This window comes from Thermovenabulum gondwanense (assembly GCF_001601575.1).
Taxonomy (GTDB): Bacteria; Bacillota; Thermosediminibacteria; order Thermosediminibacterales; family Thermosediminibacteraceae; genus Thermovenabulum; species Thermovenabulum gondwanense.
In genome coordinates, this window is the sequence record NZ_LOHZ01000042.1 from 64,455 (window position 1) to 84,972 (window position 20,518).

Consider the following 20,518-nt stretch of genomic DNA (forward strand, 5'->3'; position numbering starts at 1 on the left):
AAAAGTCTTGTTCATTTTTTAAAGCATTATGTTCAATAATTAAACATAAAATATAAATAAAAAAGCTGGCTACAAAAATTATAGCCAGCATCTTATATTACTTATTTACATCCGCTACAAGAAGAACAGCTCCCGGCACATCCTCCCTGACCGGAGTCTCCCTTTCGGGTATAAACAAACCCTGTAAATCTTTGGGTAACGCTACCATTACATTTAGGACATTTTACTTTATCTTTGTCTTTAATATTTATAAATTCGCTGAATAAAAATCCACATTGATTACATATAAAATCATAGGTTGGCATTAAGATACCTCCTTTTATACTTTTAATTCGCTGGAAATACCGAGAAATTCACGGTACTTTTGTAAATACGGCATTACTTCTTCCTGAAGAAATTCCAAAACCTGAGATGGACTCCTGCCAATATAATTTTTAGGTTCAAGTATTTTAATAATCTCCTCTTTGCTGATTTTAAATCTTTTATCTTCTACAATTTTATTAATTAGATTGTTTTCCTTCCCTTGTTTTATTTCCTCCTGCGCTTCCCTGGAATAAATCCTTATTGCTTCATGAAGCTCCTGGCGATCTCCACCCTTTTTTACCGCTTCCATTAAAATATTTTCGGTAGCAATGAAAGGCAGTTCTTCTTTTACATGATTTTCGATGATTTTCTCATTAACGATAAGGCCCGCACTTACATTCAAATAAATGTTTAAAATTGCATCCGTAGCAAGAAACATTTCAGGAATAACAATTCTTCTATTTGCAGAATCATCCAGGGTTCTTTCAAACCATTGGCAGGATGCTGTAATATATGGATTTAATCCAGTTACAATTACAAATCTTGAAAGTGCGGTCATTCTTTCACATCTCATGGGATTTTTCTTATATGCCATTGCCGATGATCCTATTTGAGTTTTTTCAAAAGGTTCTTCTATCTCCTTTAATCCTGAAAGTAATCTTATATCATTTGCAAATTTATGTGCGCTCTCAGCAATCCCCTGTAAAACTCTCAATATAAAGCTATCAATTTTCCTTGTATATGTTTGCCCGGAAACAGGAACAGATTTTTCAAAGCCAAATTTATTAGCAATCATTCTGTCAAGTTTTTTTACCTTTTCTTCATCCCCGTCAAAAAGTTTCAAAAAGCTCGCCTGAGTGCCCGTTGTGCCTTTTACACCCCGTAATACCAAATTTTGTTCTGTATATTCAATATCCTTTAAATCCAAAATTAAATCGTATATCCAGAGGGTAGCCCTTTTCCCCACCGTAGTTAATTGGGCCGGTTGAAAATGTGTAAATCCCAGCGTGGGAAGGTCTTTAAATCTCATCGCAAATTCCGATAGATTGGAAATCACATTAATCAATTTTTTCTTTAAAATCCCAAGCCCATCTCTCATTAAGATTATATCGGCATTATCCCCTACGAAAGCACTGGTAGCACCCAGGTGAATAATTGGCTTTGCCTTGGGACACTGTTTACCATAGGCTAATACATGTGCCATTACATCATGTCTTGTAGATTTTTCGAATGCTTCTGCATCCTCAAAATTAATAATTTCAGCAAATTTTTTCATCTCTTCTATTTGTTCTTCTGTAATAGGAATTCCAAGTTCCTTCTCTGCTTCAGCAAGAGCAATCCACAATTTACGCCATAGGGAATATTTTTTTTGAGGTGAAAAGTTTTCCAGCATTTCTCTACTTGCATACCTATCTATTAAAGGATTTTCGAAAATATCCCTCAATGCCTTCACTCCTTTTCAAAAAAATAAGCAGGTCTTTACCTGCTTATTATACCAAGTCTCTAACAAAATTTTCAATTCGATCAATGCCTTTTTCAATATTTTTTAAAGAGGTGGCATACGATAACCGCACAAAATCCTCTGTTCCAAAAGCTATGCCCGGAACAACAGCTACCATATAATTTTCCAATAGCTTTTGAGCAAAATCGGTAGAATTATTTATTTCGAAACCTTTTATTTTCTTTCCAAAAGTCTTTGTAATATTCATCATTACATAAAAAGCTCCCTTAGGTTTTATGCATGAAAGCCCTGGTATTTGATTTATCCTTTCCACCATATAATCTCTTCTTTTGGAAAACTCTTCTACCATCGAAGATATAGCTTGCTTTCTCTCGGGATTTGTAAGTGCTTCTAAAGCAGCTTTTTGAGCAATAGAGTTGGGGTTTGATGTGGTATGGCTTTGAAAATCGGTCATAGCTTTCACAATTTCCTCGGGTCCCGCCGCATAACCTATCCTCCAACCGGTCATTGAATATGCCTTAGATACACCATTTACTATCAAAGTCCTATTAAAAACTTCTTTACCGAGGGTAGCTATACTTATATGTTTTTCACCATCGTATATAAGTTTATCGTAGATCTCGTCAGAAATAATAAATAAATTGTATCGTATTGCAAGCTCAGCAATATCTTCCAATTCTTTCTTTGAATATACACTACCCGTCGGATTATTGGGGCTATTTACAACAATCACCCTCGTTTTTGAAGTAATTAAAGGTTCAATTACATCCTTTTTCATTTTAAAATCATCTTTTTCATAAGTGGGTACAAAAACCGGAGTTCCCCCGCATAGTTTTACAAGCTCAGGATAGCTTACCCAATAAGGATGGGGTATTAATACTTCGTCTCCTGGATTCACAAGACAATAAAGAGCATTGTAAAGACATTGTTTAGCTCCATTAGAAACAATAATTTCACCGGGCTTATATGTAAGGCCCAACTCTTCGTTAAAAATATCAGCTATTGCCTTTTTTAATTCAGGAATACCTCCTACCGGGGTGTATTTTGTAAAACCTTCATTTATAGCTTTGATTGCCGAGGATTTAATAAAGGAAGGTGTGTCAAAATCCGGCTCTCCAGCTCCAAAACCGATCACATCATACCCTTCACTTTTCATTTGTTTAGCTTTGGAATCTACTGCCAAAGTAGGAGATGGACTTATACCTTTAGCTTTTTCCGAAAGAAACATAGCTTTTACCTCCTATTTAATAATTATTTAGGCAAATCGGTGGGAAAATTAACGACAACATCCTTTTTATTAAAATCAAATAAATCAACGGTCATATTCATAGCTCTGTTCCCGGAGGAATTATCTTTAATCAATATATCCACTTTCATTTTATAAATTAAGAAATCCTTTTTACCGACCCATAAAGTATAAACCGCCTGTACCTCATCCACATCTTCCGCATTAGTCCCTTCGATTAATAATTCCTTTATTTTTTCACTATTTGGAACAAATTTTATAACCTTGCAGTCTACTCCTTTTACTTTTTCATCATTTAGGTATTCAGCCTTTTCAATTATATCCTTAAGTTTTTCTAAGGTTTTTTCCGGGGTTTTAAGGATATCGTTCATTTCACCAAACGCAAAATCATCCGTTTTAACCCATTTACCATTTAGAGGATTTTTTATATAAAAACTGTTGTCTTTTTGATAAATATCAATGTTCATTCCCATTAAATCACCATTCAGGTGCATCATATTTGGGTTCTGTACTTCTCCTGTGAAAGAAAGTTTTTGGTCTACTTCTTTTATCGTAAAGACCGCTTCTATATTCATCCTATACGATTTTACTAATTTCAATTTTTCACTTGCTTTTATTATAGAATCTTTTGGTTGTAAATTGCTGAATTTATCTCCACAACTTATAACATATATTGCCGAAGTAATAACGATCATAATAATTATAAAATACAATTTAACTCTATTTAATCTCATTGTTTTCCTCCTAAAATTTACTTCCTTTATATTATTATTAATTATTCTTCATTTAATTTATTTTTCCTTTTTTGTAACAAAAAAGTAAAAAAGGGCTTAAAAAGCCCTATTCCTGATCAATATTTTTAATGATATCTTCATATACATCTTCTAATAATTTGTCTATTCTAGAAAAATTCATAGACTCTACATAGAATTTTTCTAAATCGTCATGCAGACGTTTTGCTTCTTTCATGCCTTCAACAGCTTCATCTAAAGCATTGATTATTTTATCGGAAACCAATTTAACAAATTTGTTTTGATATATCTTGCTGAACTCTAAATAGTCATCCAAATTCACAAGTTTGAAATTTCCTACCGGTTCAGAGTATAAATGAGGTTCTTTTGAAGTAACAAAACCCAGGCTTAATTCCGGTAATATTAAATGATCAATCTTCTCTGTAGTAACCGGGCAGTGGAATTCTTCTATATTATATCCCAACATTAATGCTCTGTCCCTAATAGCTTTCATAACCTCATTTACTAATTCCCCGGAGGTAGATGTAAAAATATATTTATATTCAAGGGGATCAAAAAGATTTTTGATAAAATTAACCTTTCCTTCGGGTGTTATTGAACTGGCGAACATTTTTCTTACCTTTGGAATTTTATGAAATGCTTGCTTATCTTTGAATACATCATGAATTAATTCATTTATAAACCTTTGAAACTCCAATTTTTTAATAGCTTTAAAGTAAATACTTTCCACCTCATCATAATAAGCCTTTGCAATTTTTAAATGAGTAAAAGCATGTAAATAACAATCCTTAATTTTCTCCTGCAGATTTATAATTTCATTCTTATTTTTCATTAGGTTATCTGCGTTCCAATAATCTCCTAAATTTATAATTACATCCACTGCTCCAGGGAAATTTGGGTCTATTACATGAGGAGCTGTCCCATCCAAAAGAGCAATACCTTCCTTAGCCAGGTAAATGCCATCTAAAGAATTGCTATCGGCTGAACAATGAAGGAATTCTACATCGTAACCTTCTTCCAATAATCTTTCCCCTAATTTTCTCAGGAAAGTGGACTTACCGGTTCCCGGACCGCCTTTTAAAACATAAATTTTTTGGGCTTCTTTCCACGATATCACATTACTAAAAAATGGCACATATCCGTAAGGAGTGCTGGTTCCAGGAAAATATTTTCTTTCTTTTCCTCTCATAAAAATTACCCCTCCTAAAATGACTTTAATACTTAGAATATTCAGGAGGGGTATAAAAGGTTCATTTATTATATGGTTAAGTTTCGTATACGGATATTATAGCTTTATCTTCCTTTTTTGTTATTCCGAAAATAAAACCTTTCTTTTTAAAGGTCTTATTTAAAAAATCCACCAATTTATATAATTCATCATTATAATTTAATTCCTTTTGCCCAATTAATTCCAACTTGTCTTCCATTAAATCCCCTTCTTAAAATAATTCAAAAATCTATTCTCCATGATTTTAACATATCCATAATTTCATACTTTGTCAAATCAAAGTGAATGGGAGTAATAGATATGTAACCATTATGAATCGCCCACACATCCGAATCCTCATCCATAAGATCTTCGACAACTTCCCCGGCTAACCAATAATAATCCTTTCCCCTTGGGTCACATCTTTTATGAAAGCAATTTTTATATTTTCTTGTCCCTAAGTGGGTTATCATTACCCCCTTTATTTTTTCCTTTGGCAAAGCAGGAATATTTATATTTAATAGTGAGTCCTTTGGAAATTCTTTATCTTTTATGTACTCGCACAGCTTTCTAATAACTTCTGCTGGATAATCGAAAATTACATCCTCATAAGAAGCTACTGAAACAGCAATAGCAGGAATACCATAGATTGATGCTTCTATTGCCGCAGATACTGTACCCGAATAAATTACATCTGTCCCTAAATTAGGTCCTTTGTTAATTCCCGAAATCACTAAATCCGGGGGTTCTCTAAGCAATGCATCCAAAGCTAATTTAACGCAATCCGAAGGCGTACCATTAACCTTAAAGGATGTTACTTCTGACCCAAAAATTTCCACTTTATCAACCCTTAAAGGTTTATGCATGGTTATAGCATGAGCAGTAGCACTTCTTTCCCTGTCGGGCGCTACTACAAAAACCTTTCCAATATTTTTTAGTTCTTTTACCAGTGCAAATATTCCTTCGGCATATATTCCGTCATCGTTTGATACAAGTATTTTCAAAATTTTCACCCCGCTTAAGCTGTTAACGCTTTATTATAAAATTCTACTGCCTTTTCCTTATCACCCATATTTTCGTAGCATATACCAATAATTGTCTTTATATTAAAATCTATTCTTTCAGGGTCTATTTTTTCATAGCATTCCGCAGCTTCCTTATACATACCCATTTTGAAAAGACAGTAGGCTTTATTTAATAATATATCATCTTTTGCCTTTTTTTGCAAAATCCTATTTAATATTTCCAATGCTTCTTTATAGCGTTTCAAAGATATCAGGCAATAAGCAATATTGTTTTGAAGGGTATAGTCTTCAGGGTTTATTTTCTCGGCCTGTTTAAAACATTCCATAGCCTTATTAATCATATTTTTTTTATACAGGCAATACCCTAAATTTATTAAAAGATCACTATTTTGACTATCAATTCTTAATCCTTTTTCACATAATTTTATTGCTTCATCATATCTTCCTAAACCTGCTAAAGCTGTAGTAAAGTTATTAAGCAATGTAATGTCCACATCATTTTTTTCATAAACATCTTTAAAAAGCTTTACTGCCTTTTTATAATCTTTCATCATCAATAAACATGTAGCAAGATTCTGTTTAACACTCAAATCGTTTTCCGAAATTTCCAGGGCTTTTTCAAAGCTCTTTTTGGCATCTTTAATATTCCCCGTTTTTAATAAACATAGCCCTTTATGGTTTAATAAGGACTTTAAATTTTCCCCTTCAGTAGAATCTATTATAAAATCGATAAGATTAATAGCCTCTTCATATTTTTCAAGTTTATATAAAATTTTTATTATATTGCAATAAGCTTTTAATTTCAATTCCGGAGTGGTCAAAGTAAGTTCATACTTTTCAATAGCTTTATCGTATTCGGACAATTCCTCATAAATTTTCCCCAAGAAATATTGTACAAAAGAGGAATTAGTAATTTTTTCTATTTCTCTGAAGTATTTCAATGCCTTTTTATAATCCTTTAATAAAAAAGAAAACAGACCCCCAAAAGCCAAAAGATATATATCCTGATACTTTTCTTTTTTTATTTTTTCTTCTATTTTATATAGCCCTTTGGAGTAGAGGCCAATATGGAACATAATTTTATAAACATATATTTCTATGTAAGATAAGGAATTTTGAACATATATTGTTCCTACACTTTCAATTATTTTACTAAAGATTTCCCAAGCTTCGGTTTTTAACATCTAAATTCCCCCCAAATTAAGTGAAAGCTTGCCTTAATAGAAACTATATATTAATTCTATAATCAAAAAAAATTTCCTTTATACAAATTTTCATAAGATTTTATATATATCGACATATTTTTATCTAAATTTCACGGTATTTGCAATTTAACAAGCAAAACTCTTCGGGCTCTTTAAAAATTACATTCATTAAAGTACAAATAAAGAATGTCTCGCTTACACCGCGTTTAATAAACTCTTTTTGTGGAATTAAGTTTATGCAAATTTTGTCGTTAAAATCTTTCACTTTACAACCTTTACAGGCCCATTTTTCATCTAAATCCTTTTCTTTTAATAGGGCATTCCCTAAAAGGCACTTGTAAATTTTAAGTTCGTTTTCTATAAGCGGTATTTTTTTGTGTAGTTTTAAAAATTTGCAATCGTATGTCAATACAATCCCCTCCAATGTTCTTAATCCCTTAAATTACTTTTATGATATTTTCCCGTATAATGTGAATCAAAATAAAAAACTGTCGGAAAGTAATTTCCAACAGTTTGAAATTAAATTCTAAAATTATTAACCTGTCAAAAAATCTCCGATAAAATTTCTATTCCTTTTTTTATATCATTTTTATTTACGGTGGCGAATGAAAGCCTCAAAGAAGACTTTAATTCTTTTTCTTCTCCCGGGCCAAAGGAAGAACCCGGAACGTAGACCACACCTCTTTCGATAGCTTTATATATAAACTCTTTGGTATCTATATCCTGTTTTAAAGTAATCCATGAAAAAAAACCGCCTTCGGGACTTGTAAAAATAATCCTGTTTCCAAAACATTCATTTACGGTTTTTACCATAATATCACACTTTTCACGATAATAAGGAACAATACGATCTAAATGAGATTTAAGTTTTCCCTGCTTCAAAAATTCCGCTATTATTGCCTGATTTAAGCTGCTGGTATGCAAGTCCATTCCCTGTTTTGCGATTATCATCTTTTTTATAATTTCTTTATCCGCTATCATCCATGCGACCCGTACTCCAGGACAAAAAATTTTAGAAAAGGAATTCATATATATTACAAAACCTTCCTCGTCATAGGACTTTATAGATTTAATGAACTTGCCGGAATATCTTAGCTTTGAATAGGGATCATCTTCAACTACAATTATTTCATATTTCTTTGCTATTTGTATAATATACTTTCTTCTCTCTTCAGATAATGTGGTCCCAGATGGATTTTGAAAAGTAGGAATAGTATAAATAAATTTAGGGATCTTACCTTTCATAGCCCTTTCTCTAATGATGTCTTCTAATAGATTTACGTTTATACCTTTTTCATCCACCGGCACCCCGGTTATTTTAGCCTTATAACTTCTTAAAGTATGAAGGCTCCCGGGATAAGTGGGTAATTCTACTATAACTTCATCTCCCGGGTTTAAAAGTATTTTGCACACTAAGTCCATACCCTGTTGAGAACCGGTAGTAATTAAAATATTATCCATCTCGCATTTTATTCCATCTTCTAAAGATAAAGATCGAACAGCTTCTATTAATTCAGATAATCCCTCGGTGGGGCTATATTGAAGTATTTTTTGTGGTTTTTCCCCCATTACTTTTTCAAAACATATTTTCAAATCCTCCACAGGAAAAGTATCCGGTGAAGGGTTACCTCCTGCTAAGGAAATTACACCGGGTCTTTGGGATACTTTTAAAAGCTCTCTTATAGGAGAGGGAGGCAGGCTAACAATCCCATCGGAAAAAATTTTATTGTAATCCATTTTTCCACCCCTTACAGTTTACAATACCATTTCAAAACCTTTATAAAACGCCCTAAGATTTTGGTCCCTGAACTGATCGGGAGAATTTTTTTTCAACGATTCAATTATTGCCTCCAAACTTACAATTCCCGATATCTTTACCAGAATACCCAATGCTATCATATTTAAAATTCTGATATTCTTTAATTCCACTGCAGCATTTGTCATCGAAAAACCATAATACTCATTGTTTTCACATTTTATCGTATTTTTATCGTAAATTAATATAGCTCCTTCCTTTATTCTTCCTTTGTAAATTTCAAAGGCCTGGGGTGAAAGACATACAATATAATCGGGGTCCATAGCTTCCGGAAAGGCAATTTCGTCTTCAGAAATTATTACCTCCGATTTGGAAAAGCCCCCTCTTGTAGCTACTCCATAGGCTGTAGTCTGCACGGCATTTTTTCCATCAAAAATTGCTGCTGCTTCACCTAAAATTTTACCGATCAATAACAATCCCTGTCCTCCAGAACCTGCAAGAACAACTTCTATTCTTCCCATGCTGATACCCTCCTACCTTGCACCAGAATCTTGCTCAAGGGAAAATATTTTTTCCTTAGCTTGTTTTTGAACCTCTAAGTACTTTGTGGAAAAATCCGGTTTCTCAATGTTCACAAATTCTCCCAGAGCAAACTTATTTGAGTTAATATCTCCTTCATTTTTATTAAATGTGCTATTATCCCTTAAAAACTCCATCATTTCCACAGAAGTCTTCAATTTATTAAGTCTTCCAAAATAAGTAGGGCATACATTAATTACATCCACCACCGAAAAACCTTTTTTCATTATGGCATTCTTTATATATTTTTCTAACAAGTTAACATGATATACGGTAGCCCTGGCCACATAACTTGCTCCTGCGGCAATTGCTAAATTAACTACATCAAAGGGAGGCTCAACGGAACCAAATCTCGATGTGCTGGTAATGCTTTTTTCCGGTGTGGTACCCGATACTTGCCCTCCGGTCATACCGTAATTGAAGTTATTTGAAATAATAGCGGTGATATCAATATTTCTTCTGGCTGCATGAATAAAATGATTACCTCCTATGGTTAACCCGTCTCCATCTCCCATTAAAGCTAAAACTTTCAAGTTGGGATTCACCAGTTTAACTCCCGTAGCAGCAGGAAGCGCTCTTCCATGAGTTACATGAAGGCTGTTAACCGATAAATAATCATCTGCCTTGCCCCAACATCCTATCCCGGTGACAACTACGATTTCACGCGGATCTAAATTTAAATCTGCAAATACCTTAGCAATAGTTTTCAATATTATTCCGTTACCACATCCTTCGCACCAAAAAAAAGGTAGTTTTTCTTCAATTATATAGTCAAATACGTTCCTTGCCACCTTATATAACCTCCTTAATCTTCTCAATTATTTCAAAGGGGGTTATTATTTCACTATTTACTTTGTTAACTCCTATAACAGGTATACCGTTGTTTAACACCCTTTGAACTTCTCCTATAATTTGCCCCAAGTTCATTTCCGGTACAACTACTATTTTCGCCCTATCAGCTAAATTTCTTACTTTTTCATCGGGAAAAGGCCACAGGGTATTTAATTGTAAAAGACCTGCTTTTTTACCCTGTTTTCTCAAAATATTAACAGCTTCCCTGGAACTTCTTGCAGATGCTCCAAAAGAAATAAACAGTATTTCAGCATCTTCAGTACAAAATTCCTTAGTAATTATTATATCTTCCTTATTTTGGTAAATCTTGTTATATAACCTCTTAACTACCTTTTCAGCATTTTGTGGAGAGTTGTTAGGAAAACCAGTTTCATCATGCATTGAGCTGGAAGCATGAAAGGTATACTCGCTTCCAAAGTAAGCCAAAGGTGGCACACCCGTTTTTTCTGGTTCATACGGTCTATATTTGCCTGGATCGATATTGGGCATTTTTCTTTGGACAATAGGTATATTATTATGCAATACGACTTTTTCTCGCATATGGCCTACAATCTCATCCGATAAAAATACAACCGGTGTTCTGTATTTTTCAGCAAAGTTAAAGGCATAAATTATTAAATCATAGCATTCCTGCACCGTCGCAGGTGCAAGTACAATTGCAGCATGGTCCCCATGAGTGCCCCACCTGGCTTGCATTACATCCGCTTGAGCTGGTTTTGTAGCAAGCCCCGTGCTCGGACCACTTCTTTGCACGTTTATTACGACACATGGTGCTTCGGTCATTATTGCAAGTCCAATATTTTCTTGCATAAGGGAAAATCCCGGGCCGCTGGTAGCTGTAAAAGCTTTCGCACCTGCAAAAGAAGCTCCTACCAAAGCTGCCATACTCGCTATTTCATCCTCCATTTGAATAAATACTCCCCCTTCTGCAGGAAGCCTTATTGATGCGAGCTCTGCTATCTCGGAAGAAGGAGTTATAGGATAACCAGCATAAAACCTTGCACCTGCCTTTAGGGCCCCTTCCACGCAGGCTTCGTTCCCTTGAAGAAATTTAATGTCTTCATGCATTTAAACCACCCCTTCGCCTTTTTCTTCTACAAAAATGGCAATATCCGGGCATCGCAAATAGCACAAATTACAACCTATGCATTCTTCTTCCTTATCTACAATAGGAAAAGTATTTATATCTATTCTTAGAACTTTTTTGGGACAAAATGCTACACAGATTCCACATTTTTTACACCTTTGTTCATTAATCTTAACTTTAAATCGTTTACTCAATTTGACCCCTCCAGAAAACTTATGATAATAAGTTAATTATATTATTTTCTAAGCTTTAATATTAATGCAATATTTATGCCATTTTACAATTTTTTGCCTTTTTATTTTAAAAAAATTTTTGTAAAGCATAAGGACTTTGATTTAACGGTTATTGCTCAATTAAAGCCAAAATTAGTTTTACTGTATTCTCTAAATCATCTAAATTAACCATTTCAGAGGGCGTATGAACATATCTTGTGGGTATTGCAATTCCGCCGGAAGGGACACCCTCCTTGGTAAGATGTATTGCTCCCGCATCAGTGCCACCCATATCCAATACTTCCTTCTGATATGGAATTTTATTTTTTTCTGCAGTATCAATTAAAAGCTGTTTTACTTCGGGATGGCTTAAAACACTCATATCTTTTATTTTAACAGCCGGTCCCTTGCCGAGTTCCACTGCCATTTTTTCTCCTTCAGGAGTATCTCCGCATAAGGTAACATCCACCGCAATTGCAAGATCCGGTTCAATTGCATAAGCCGAAGTTCTCGCACCTCTTGTGCCTACTTCTTCCTGAGTTGTAAATACGAAATATAAATCATATTTTGGATTTTTTACTTCTTTAAGCGCTTTTATAAGTACAGCACATCCGGCTCTATCATCTAAAGATTTTGCAGAAATACTTTTGCCAAGGAAAGTGCATTCCCGGTAGTAAGTTGCCATATCACCAATTTTAACTTTTTCCATTGCTTCTTCTTTCGATGATGCTCCTATATCAATAAAAAGTTTTTTCATCTTTAGCTCTTTAATATCCTCCAATTTTTCAACTCCAATTACCCCCACCGTACCGTTTTCAAATATTACCCTTTCTCCTAATAACACATAGGGAGATACTCCTCCTATATTTGAAAACCTTATAAAACCTTTCTCATCAATATTAGTTACTATTAATCCTATTTCATCCATATGAGCAGCAAACATTAATTTCTTTCCCGGGCCTTTTTTTCGAACAATCAAGTTGCCCATTGCATCTATTTTAATTTCATCCGAATAAGGCTCTACCAATTCTTTAATAACATTTCGAATTTTTTCTTCATTGCCTGAAGGACCGTAAGATTCGGTTAAATTCTTTAATAGATCTTTCACTTTATATTCCCCTTTCTTGAAAATCGTTTATTAAAGCATTAACCAAGGAAATCGTATTATTAATATCATTAAGATCAGCGATACTAACAGGTGAATGAATATACCTAGTAGGAACTGAAATAACTATTGTTTGTATTCCTTCTTCGATAGATTGTATTCTGCCCGCATCGGTACCTCCTAAATTTGTCCTTCTTGGCTGACATGGTATGTTATTTTTCTTTGCTATTTCAAATACCCTATCCCTTAAACGTTTATCGGCAATAAAGCTTCTATCCATTGTAGTTATCGCCGGTCCCCTGCCAAGTAAAGTATTGTATTCCTCTTCTTTCATACCAGGAACATCGGAAGCAAAAGTTCCCTCTACCACTATACAGACATCGGGCTTTAATTGGTAAGCTGCAACTCCGGAGCCTCTTAATCCAACCTCTTCTTGAACAGTAAAAGCTCCGCAAATTTCCACTTCATAATTCCTTTTTACTATTTCCGCTACCACAAAGCATCCGATTCTATCATCTAAAGCCTTTCCTTTTACAATATTGTTCTTAAATATTTCAAATTCCGTATTAAAGCAAGCGTAATCGCCAATTTTAACCTTTTTTTCCGCATCCTCCTGATCTTTTGCACCTATATCTATATAAAGATTTTTTATTTTTAATGCATTTTCCCTTTCCTTGGGTTCCTGCCTGTGAATGGGTTTTGCACCTATAACTCCGAAAACCTTATTTGGGCCTATTGTAACGATCTTTGAAACAAGTACCCGTTCATCAATTCCTCCCACAGTTTCAAACTTTAAAAACCCATTTTTTAGTATGGAGGTTATCATCAATCCCACTTCATCCATATGTGCTGCCAGCATTATTCTTGGTCTTTTGCCCTCATTCTTTTTTTCAAATATTAGATTTCCCAAAGCATCCGTTCTAATTTCTGCATATCCCTTTAATTCCTCCCTTAATATATCCCTCACTTCATTTTCATTTCCCGAAACACCTGCAGCTTCAGAAAGTCTCTTTAATAACATTTTAATCCCTCCACAAATTCCGTATCCACAGAAGCTATAAACAATGCAAGCAATCTTCCGATCAGTTTAATATCCTCAGTATTTAATGTTTCCACGGTAGTATGCATATATCTAAGAGGTATAGAAATTAGCCCTGTCGGAACACCGGCTCGAGTTATCTGTATTGACCAGGCATCCGTTCCAGTATAGGAAGGATTTGGGTCAATCTGATAAGGTAATTTATATTCATCGGCTAAGTTTTTTAATCTTTCATAAATTTTTGGATGAATATTGGGGCCTAAAGCTATGACAGGACCCTTTCCCAATTTAAAAGTTTCTTCTTCGGGCAAATCCGGAATATTTCCATGTCCGACATCTACTGCAATACCAATATCGGGATATATACCATAAGTCGAGGTTATTGCTCCTCTTAAACCCACTTCTTCCTGTACAGTAGCGACCCCATACACATCCGCGGAGAAAACTAATTTTTTTAGCTCCTCTATACAGCATAGTATTGCTGCTATACCGGCCTTATCATCCAGGGCATTAGAGGCAAAATGATTATTCAAAAGTTCCACAGGTTTTCTCTTAAAAGTAATGAAATCTCCAACGCTCACAATATCTTTAATTTGTTCGTAGGGAAGACCGGTATCAATAAATAAATCTTCTTTTTTCAAAGCTTTACTTTTTTCATCAGGTTCTTGCAAATGAGGTGGTTTACTTCCTATTATACCGTGGACAATTTCTTTGCCGTGTACTAAGACCTCTTGACCCAGTAAAATCCTTTGGTCAATTCCACCCACAAATGTAAATCTAATAAAGCCCCTTTCTTCAATTTTTGTGACCATCATGCCAATTTCATCCATATGTGCGGCAATCATAACTTTAAATTTTGAGTCCTTTCCCGTCTTTTTCCCTATGATATTTCCCAGTTTATCTACCTTAACTTCATCAAAAAATTTACCGAATAATTCTTTTACTTTAAAAGCAGCCTCCGGTTCCCTTCCGGAAGGAGAATGATCTGTTATTAATTCCTTTAATAAATCTTTAATATCCAATTTTTTTGCCTCCTTTCCAATATATAACTTCTACAACTATTATTAGTTTCCTTCAAATTTTATATCTAAAAATTTTATTTGTAAGTATTGACGAATTTTTTAATTTCATGTATACTATAAATTGCGTTCGGGCCCATAGCTCAATCGGTCAGAGCAACCGGCTCATAACCGGTCGGTTCTAGGTTCGAGTCCTAGTGGGCCCACCAAAATTTTATGCCGACGTAGCTCAATTGGCAGAGCAGCTGACTTGTAATCAGCAGGTTGCGGGTTCGAGTCCCATCGTCGGCTCCATTAAGTTAGTGGAGAGATTCCCGAGCTGGCCAAAGGGGGCAGACTGTAAATCTGCTGGCGATGCCTTCGGTGGTTCGAATCCACCTCTCTCCACCATTAAATGTGGGCCATTAGCTCAGTTGGTAGAGCACCTGACTCTTAATCAGGGTGTCGTGGGTTCGAAGCCTACATGGCCCACCATAAAAAAGCATTATACCTCCTGTAACGGAGGTTATTTTTGTGACCTAAATAAATGGAAATAGCTGTAAAAAGGTCACATTTTATGTCACATTATAAATAACCCTCCTAAACAAAAAATCCCCGGACCAACGCCGGGGGTTCTTGTTTGGTTTCCTCCTGCTGCGATGCTTTTGCCTTTCAATGATAACCTCGCCCTGCTGAGGATGTTGCTACTTGTTTAATTTCCCTTTAAACCTTTGTTTCAATTCTTATCATGGCAACATATTATATTATTACAAAGTAATTTTACTATACGGAGGTTTAACTATGTCAGATAAACAAGTCCGTAGAGTTCCTCGATCCTGTCCTCCCGCTTTTCAGGGCCGATATACCGTTCAGCCTGGAGATACCTTTTTTAATATAGCTCAGATGTTCAGAACACGCCTTGAAGCCCTTGCAGTAAATAACCGTCATATCAATGATCCTAATCTTATAAATGCCGGCGATGTACTTTGCGTGCCGGGTCTTATTCCCTACCCATGTTGTATCGTTCTAAGCTCCACGCTTCAATTTCGTTTGCCGTTTGGAACAGGAGCGGTGGCTTTTGTTAATTTTGCACCTCAAGGAGGTCAAGCAGTCAGCTTTTTGGCAACGCTACCTCAACCTTCCTCATTTGGTAATTTTGATAATTATGTAGGGGAAATTTATATTCCTGATATAGGAGGTTTTGGCAATCAATTGTTTCCAAGTATTCAAAATCCCCCTACCTGGGCTACCAGAATAGAACTTCCTACCTTCGCATCAATTGTTCCTAACTCCAGATTAGTAATACGTCCTGTTAATTCTAAAACCGGCATATCCGGTGATGTTATATTGTATGCAACGATACGCAGTGGTAGCTGTCATTTATAATTTTCAATTTTTGCTCATTTAATTTGTCTGCTACACACATGATATCTTTGGTAGTGTAGCCTTTTTTTGTTCATGAGTAAAATATTTTTCTTTCAATAAGGTTTTGGGGCATTGTTAGGAAATATAGCAAAATTTTGTCGTTTATTGTCTACGTTTTTTTAATACCGTCAAATATTGCTATGCCCCGGGAAATATTATACTTAAAGAAGGAAATAAATTAATAATATAGAAATATTTATTTGGTGATATATATGTACGATATTGAGAAACAGCTCTATAACATCTTTTCTTATGATTCAATTAAGAGGATATTTAACTCTCTTGATGAGGGGATAATAATTGTCGATAATAATTTCAAAATATTGTTCTACAACAAAATATTGGGAAAATTTGAAGGGATAGATCCCGATAAGGTTATTGGCAAAAACTTATTTGAGGTTTACCCTTCTTTATCTCCCGAAGAAAGCACAATATGCCAGGTACTAAAAACAGGAAAGCCTGTTTTAAAACGATATCAGCAATATCGGAGTTTTTTAGGAAACGAAATTAAAGCGGTCAATACTACCTTCCCTATTATCGAAAACGGTAGTATAATCGGAGCTTTTGAGGTATCAAGGGATATTACTAATATCTACCACCTTGCAGAAAAAGTGGTAGAGCTAAGACAAATAGCTTCGGGGGCAAAAACTTTAAAGGATAATAATATTTCCTTGAAATACAATTTTAGTTCTATAATCGGCGAAAATAAAAAAATAAAAGAATTGATAGCTTTTTCTAAAAAAGTATCTAAAACCTCTTCTTCAATTTTGATTTACGGAGAAACCGGTACAGGAAAAGAACTTTTTGCTCAAAGCATTCACGCAGAAAGCCCCAGGAAAGACGGTCCTTTTATCGCTCAAAACTGTGCAGCCTTACCCGAATCTTTATTAGAGGCCCTTCTTTTCGGCACTACCAAGGGAAGTTTTACCGGAGCAGAAAATAAACCGGGGTTATTTGAACAAGCGGATGGAGGAACCCTATTATTGGATGAAATTAACAGTATGGGTTTAAACCTTCAAAGTAAGCTATTAAGAGTACTGCAGGAAGGTGTAGTAAGGCGAATTGGTGCAGCATACGATATACCGGTTGATGTAAGGATTATAGCTACTACAAACGAAAAACCTGAAATTCTATTAAAAACTGGCCGTTTACGAAAGGACTTGTTTTTCAGGTTAAGCGTAATATATATAGAAATCCCTCCACTAAGAGAAAGAAAAGATGATATCATATTACTTTCGAACCATTTTATTGAAAAGTACAATAAAAAATTCGGTAAAAATGTAACAGGAATCGATAAAAGGCTGATGGATTTATTTTTACAATATTCGTGGCCCGGAAATATAAGAGAATTAGAGCACCTTATAGAAGGATTAATGAATTGTCAGGATGATGGAATAATTACTTTTGACTCTTTAAAATATGTAAGTTTCTATTTTTTAAATGAAGCTTTGATTAACAACACAACTTTTCAAAAAAGTAGTGCTTTAAAGCAATTGGATGATTTTGAAAGAAAATTAATAATTGACACTTTGCGGGAATGCCAGGGTAATATAACCCGGGCTGCAGAAAAATTGGGATTAAAAAGGCAATCCTTACAATATAGAATAAAAAAATACAGTATTCAAAAAGAAAATTTATGAAATTTTTCTATAAAAAAAGCTTTTTATGCTGGAAAAGCCAAATTTATGAGGCATTATTATTTGTTCAGTACTTCCTACGAACAAAATTCCGTCATCAGCTAAGGATTCATTAAACTTTTTATAAATCATTTCTTTTGCTTCTTCGGTAAAATATATTAAAACATTTCTGCATAAAATTAAATGGATCCCTTTAGGGAATGGATCGGTTAAAAGATTCAATTTTATAAATTTCACCATATTTTTTATGTCGTCAGATATTTCATATTCTTCTTTTCTTTTAATAAAGAATCTTCTTTTTAAATCTTCAGGTACATTTGTAATTATTTTTTCATTATAAAGTCCTTTTTTTGCTCTTTCCAAAGCATCCTCATCAATATCAGTAGCTATTATTTCTGCTTTGTCAAAATTTATCTTTCTTAACAAAAGAGCCACCGAATAAGGTTCTTCCCCGCTCGCACAAGCCGAACTCCAAATTTTCAATGAATTGTTGTTTGAAATTAAATTGGGGATAATATCTTTTTCTAATATATCCCATTGTGCGGGGTTTCTGAAAAATTCAGAAACGTTTATTGTAAGATAATTAAGGAACTCTCTTATCCTATTTTGGTCATCTTTGATAAACTTATAGTAATCATCGTATTCCTCAAAGCCATGCCTTCTGATAAAGGATTCTATACGCCTCTTCATCTGTTTTTCCTTGTATAATGAAAGGTTAATTCCTGTTATTTTATTAATTTTTTCAATAAATTCGTAATATTTATCCTGCAATAAAATCCCCTCACCCATTTTATAGTTCATTATATATTGTAATTATACATAATTAAATAAAAAAAAACCATGGTACACAACCAAAACAATAGTGTACCATGGGGGCTAATGTAAAGGGGGTCTATTCTAATTTTAACCAATCTTTATCATATTATTCATGCTAAAAATTAATTCTCTATAAAAACAGAAAAATGCGCGACATTCCGTCCCGCATTTTTCTACTTAATCAAACGCAAAATCAAAAAATATTGAGTTCTTATAAATCAACCTATCCCCTTCTTTCAGTCTCTTTTAAAAGTTTACCACTTTCACAGGTTTTTCAAAAACCCCTCTTTTTACTTCAGAAGCTGTCATATGCTTTGCCTGAAATTTTTCAGCTATATAGTTACAGGCATCCCACGGATTTACCTTGTCGCCACAGGTAAAAACATCTACCGCGGCATACCCAAGTTCTGGCCACGTATGAACGGTTAAATGTGATTCAGAAATTACTACCACACCGCTTACACCTTGCGGGCTAAATTTATGGAAGGCAACTTCCCTTACCTCGGCTCCCGCTTCAAGAGCAGCCTTTACCAAAATATCTTCGATTAAATCTCTGTCATTTAAAACAAAAGGATCGCAATCGTAAATTTCCGCTAAGATGTGACGGCCCAATGCTTTCATTTTACTATCACAGCCCCCTTTGCAAAAAAATTAATCAATCACATTAAATTGTAGCAAATTATTTTAGAATGTCAATAGATTTTCTTTAAAATCTGCGATTTTTTAGTAAATACCCCTAAATTTCAGCCATTTATACGTATTTCCACCTATATAAATAGGTCTTTCGCTTAATTCCTTCAAATTATTTGCTCCTGCCATTGCTAACGTTAATTTTAGTTCATAAATTATCTCATCTAAATAATTTAGTACCGATTTTTTACCATATTTTAAAAGCCGGTAGAGAATAGGGGCTGCAATCCCGCAAGCTTTTGCCCCCAAAGCAAGGGCCTTTGCTACATCAAGCCCATCCTTAATCCCTCCTGATGCAATAACTTCTGCTTTCCCTTCTGCAACAGATAATACTTCGATTAAACTAACAGCTGTGGGAATTCCCCAATTCTCAAATTTATACGGTTTTATTTTTTGTCTCATGCTTTCGATTTTTATAAAGTTGGTGCCGCCAAATCCTCCAATATCAATTATTTTTACCCCTGCTTTTAATATTCTTAATGCTTCTTCCCTGGCAATTCCGAAACCGACTTCCTTTACAATAACAGGAACATCTAAATTTTCAGCAATCTCCCGTATTCTCTCGCAGGTACCCCGGAAATCTCTTCTTCCCTCTTTCATAAATAGCTCTTGAGGCACATTTAGATGTAATTGTAAAGCATTTGCTTCTATCATTTTCACCGCTTCTTTAGCCTGATCCAAAGTACAATCGGTTCCAATATTTGCAAAAATTATGCCGTCTTTGTTTATTTTTCTAACAATTTTAAAGCTTTGCCGGGCATGTTTATATTTAAAAGCTATTTTTTGAGATCCTACAGCCAATGCCAGTTTTTTTTCTCTTGCGATTTCTGCAAGAGCTCCGTTTATGTAAAAACTTTCTTCGATTCCCCCGGTCATGGCGTTGATTATCAATGGAACATTTAATTTCGCACCAATTAGAGAAGAAGAAATATCCAATTCGTCAAAATATACCTCCGATAAGCAATTATGTATTATTGTAATATCTTTGAATACATCTCTTTTTATGTGTTTTTCCATCATAAGCGAATACTTGATATGTTCTTTTTTTCGTTTTAACCTTGTTATTATTGACAATTACACCTCTCCTTTTAAAGGGGAGGATTTGAATCCTCCCCTTTAAAA

General features: G+C 34.4%; 22 protein-coding genes and 4 tRNA genes. 6 read left to right on the forward strand and 20 right to left on the reverse strand.

Features of this window, described 5'->3' with window-relative positions; all coding sequences use genetic code 11:
- Positions 1–101: 101 nt before the first annotated feature.
- The 17 genes from ATZ99_RS09750 to ATZ99_RS09825 all read right to left on the reverse strand — a co-directional run bounded on the left by ATZ99_RS09750 (position 102) and on the right by ATZ99_RS09825 (position 14,852).
- Complete coding sequence (locus ATZ99_RS09750; RefSeq protein ID WP_068749041.1) at positions 102–305, reverse strand: FmdB family zinc ribbon protein; 204 nt, start codon at positions 303–305, stop codon at positions 102–104.
- A gap of 14 nt (positions 306–319) precedes the next feature.
- Positions 320–1,747 carry an adenylosuccinate lyase gene (gene purB / locus ATZ99_RS09755; protein ID WP_068749042.1) on the reverse strand — a complete coding sequence of 476 codons (1,428 nt, stop codon included), beginning with the start codon at positions 1,745–1,747 and terminating at the stop codon, positions 320–322.
- Positions 1,748–1,793: 46 nt separating this feature from the next.
- Complete coding sequence (locus tag ATZ99_RS09760; protein WP_068749043.1) at positions 1,794–2,993, reverse strand: pyridoxal phosphate-dependent aminotransferase; 1,200 nt, start codon at positions 2,991–2,993, stop codon at positions 1,794–1,796.
- A gap of 23 nt (positions 2,994–3,016) precedes the next feature.
- Entirely contained in the window at positions 3,017–3,745 is a 729-nt protein-coding gene (locus tag ATZ99_RS09765) for a DUF6612 family protein (protein WP_068749044.1), read from the reverse strand.
- Positions 3,746–3,851: 106 nt separating this feature from the next.
- Positions 3,852–4,952 carry a hypothetical protein gene (locus tag ATZ99_RS09770; protein ID WP_068749045.1) on the reverse strand — a complete coding sequence of 367 codons (1,101 nt, stop codon included), beginning with the start codon at positions 4,950–4,952 and terminating at the stop codon, positions 3,852–3,854.
- 76 nt (positions 4,953–5,028) lie between these two features.
- Positions 5,029–5,190, reverse strand: a complete 162-nt coding sequence (locus ATZ99_RS11705) for a YpmA family protein (protein ID WP_083947456.1) — start codon at positions 5,188–5,190, stop codon at positions 5,029–5,031.
- A gap of 22 nt (positions 5,191–5,212) precedes the next feature.
- A complete protein-coding gene (gene surE / locus ATZ99_RS09775; RefSeq protein ID WP_068749046.1) occupies positions 5,213–5,974 on the reverse strand; it encodes a 5'/3'-nucleotidase SurE in 762 nt (253 codons plus the stop codon).
- Positions 5,975–5,988: 14 nt separating this feature from the next.
- Complete coding sequence (locus ATZ99_RS09780) at positions 5,989–7,179, reverse strand: tetratricopeptide repeat protein (protein WP_068749047.1); 1,191 nt, start codon at positions 7,177–7,179, stop codon at positions 5,989–5,991.
- Positions 7,180–7,303: 124 nt separating this feature from the next.
- A complete protein-coding gene (locus ATZ99_RS09785; protein ID WP_068749048.1) occupies positions 7,304–7,609 on the reverse strand; it encodes a hypothetical protein in 306 nt (101 codons plus the stop codon).
- A 134-nt stretch (positions 7,610–7,743) separates the two neighbouring features.
- Entirely contained in the window at positions 7,744–8,937 is a 1,194-nt protein-coding gene (locus ATZ99_RS09790; RefSeq protein WP_068749049.1) for an aminotransferase-like domain-containing protein, read from the reverse strand.
- Between the two features lie 18 nt (positions 8,938–8,955).
- Positions 8,956–9,477, reverse strand: coding sequence for a 2-oxoacid:acceptor oxidoreductase family protein (locus ATZ99_RS09795; RefSeq protein WP_068749050.1), 522 nt, complete (start codon positions 9,475–9,477; stop codon positions 8,956–8,958).
- Positions 9,478–9,489: 12 nt separating this feature from the next.
- Entirely contained in the window at positions 9,490–10,326 is an 837-nt protein-coding gene (locus ATZ99_RS09800; protein WP_068749051.1) for a thiamine pyrophosphate-dependent enzyme, read from the reverse strand.
- Position 10,327: 1 nt separating this feature from the next.
- Positions 10,328–11,455 carry a 2-oxoacid:acceptor oxidoreductase subunit alpha gene (locus tag ATZ99_RS09805; RefSeq protein ID WP_068749052.1) on the reverse strand — a complete coding sequence of 376 codons (1,128 nt, stop codon included), beginning with the start codon at positions 11,453–11,455 and terminating at the stop codon, positions 10,328–10,330.
- On the reverse strand, positions 11,456–11,668 hold the full coding sequence (locus ATZ99_RS09810) for a 4Fe-4S dicluster domain-containing protein (protein WP_068749053.1): 213 nt from the start codon (positions 11,666–11,668) through the stop codon (positions 11,456–11,458).
- 148 nt (positions 11,669–11,816) lie between these two features.
- On the reverse strand, positions 11,817–12,794 hold the full coding sequence (locus tag ATZ99_RS09815; protein ID WP_068749054.1) for a M42 family metallopeptidase: 978 nt from the start codon (positions 12,792–12,794) through the stop codon (positions 11,817–11,819).
- A gap of 1 nt (position 12,795) precedes the next feature.
- Positions 12,796–13,812: a M42 family metallopeptidase gene (locus ATZ99_RS09820; RefSeq protein WP_068749055.1), complete on the reverse strand. Its 1,017-nt coding sequence runs from the start codon at positions 13,810–13,812 to the stop codon at positions 12,796–12,798.
- A complete protein-coding gene (locus ATZ99_RS09825; protein ID WP_068749056.1) occupies positions 13,803–14,852 on the reverse strand; it encodes a M42 family metallopeptidase in 1,050 nt (349 codons plus the stop codon). Before ATZ99_RS09825 ends, ATZ99_RS09820 begins: the two co-directional genes overlap by 10 nt.
- Positions 14,853–14,981: 129 nt before the next feature.
- On the opposite strand from ATZ99_RS09825, the gene ATZ99_RS09830 reads away from it, so the two are divergent.
- From ATZ99_RS09830 to ATZ99_RS09855, 6 genes are all read left to right on the forward strand, one after another.
- Positions 14,982–15,058: transfer RNA gene (locus ATZ99_RS09830), tRNA-Ile, on the forward strand.
- Positions 15,059–15,067: 9 nt separating this feature from the next.
- Positions 15,068–15,143: transfer RNA gene (locus ATZ99_RS09835), tRNA-Thr, on the forward strand.
- A gap of 10 nt (positions 15,144–15,153) precedes the next feature.
- A tRNA-Tyr gene (locus ATZ99_RS09840) sits at positions 15,154–15,239 on the forward strand.
- 8 nt (positions 15,240–15,247) lie between these two features.
- A tRNA-Lys gene (locus ATZ99_RS09845) sits at positions 15,248–15,323 on the forward strand.
- A gap of 306 nt (positions 15,324–15,629) precedes the next feature.
- Entirely contained in the window at positions 15,630–16,214 is a 585-nt protein-coding gene (locus ATZ99_RS09850) for a LysM peptidoglycan-binding domain-containing protein (protein WP_068749057.1), read from the forward strand.
- 251 nt (positions 16,215–16,465) lie between these two features.
- Positions 16,466–17,893, forward strand: coding sequence for a sigma-54 interaction domain-containing protein (locus tag ATZ99_RS09855; protein WP_068749058.1), 1,428 nt, complete (start codon positions 16,466–16,468; stop codon positions 17,891–17,893).
- On the opposite strand, the gene ATZ99_RS09860 is transcribed toward ATZ99_RS09855, so the two are convergent.
- From ATZ99_RS09860 to fni, 3 genes are all read right to left on the reverse strand, one after another.
- Positions 17,888–18,661: a CheR family methyltransferase gene (locus tag ATZ99_RS09860; RefSeq protein WP_245641372.1), complete on the reverse strand. Its 774-nt coding sequence runs from the start codon at positions 18,659–18,661 to the stop codon at positions 17,888–17,890. The two genes, ATZ99_RS09855 and ATZ99_RS09860, sit on opposite strands and share 6 nt — an antisense overlap.
- Positions 18,662–18,952: 291 nt before the next feature.
- On the reverse strand, positions 18,953–19,327 hold the full coding sequence (gene speD / locus ATZ99_RS09865; RefSeq protein ID WP_068749060.1) for an adenosylmethionine decarboxylase: 375 nt from the start codon (positions 19,325–19,327) through the stop codon (positions 18,953–18,955).
- A gap of 102 nt (positions 19,328–19,429) precedes the next feature.
- Positions 19,430–20,470, reverse strand: coding sequence for a type 2 isopentenyl-diphosphate Delta-isomerase (gene fni, locus ATZ99_RS09870; RefSeq protein ID WP_068749061.1), 1,041 nt, complete (start codon positions 20,468–20,470; stop codon positions 19,430–19,432).
- Positions 20,471–20,518: the final 48 nt, after the last annotated feature.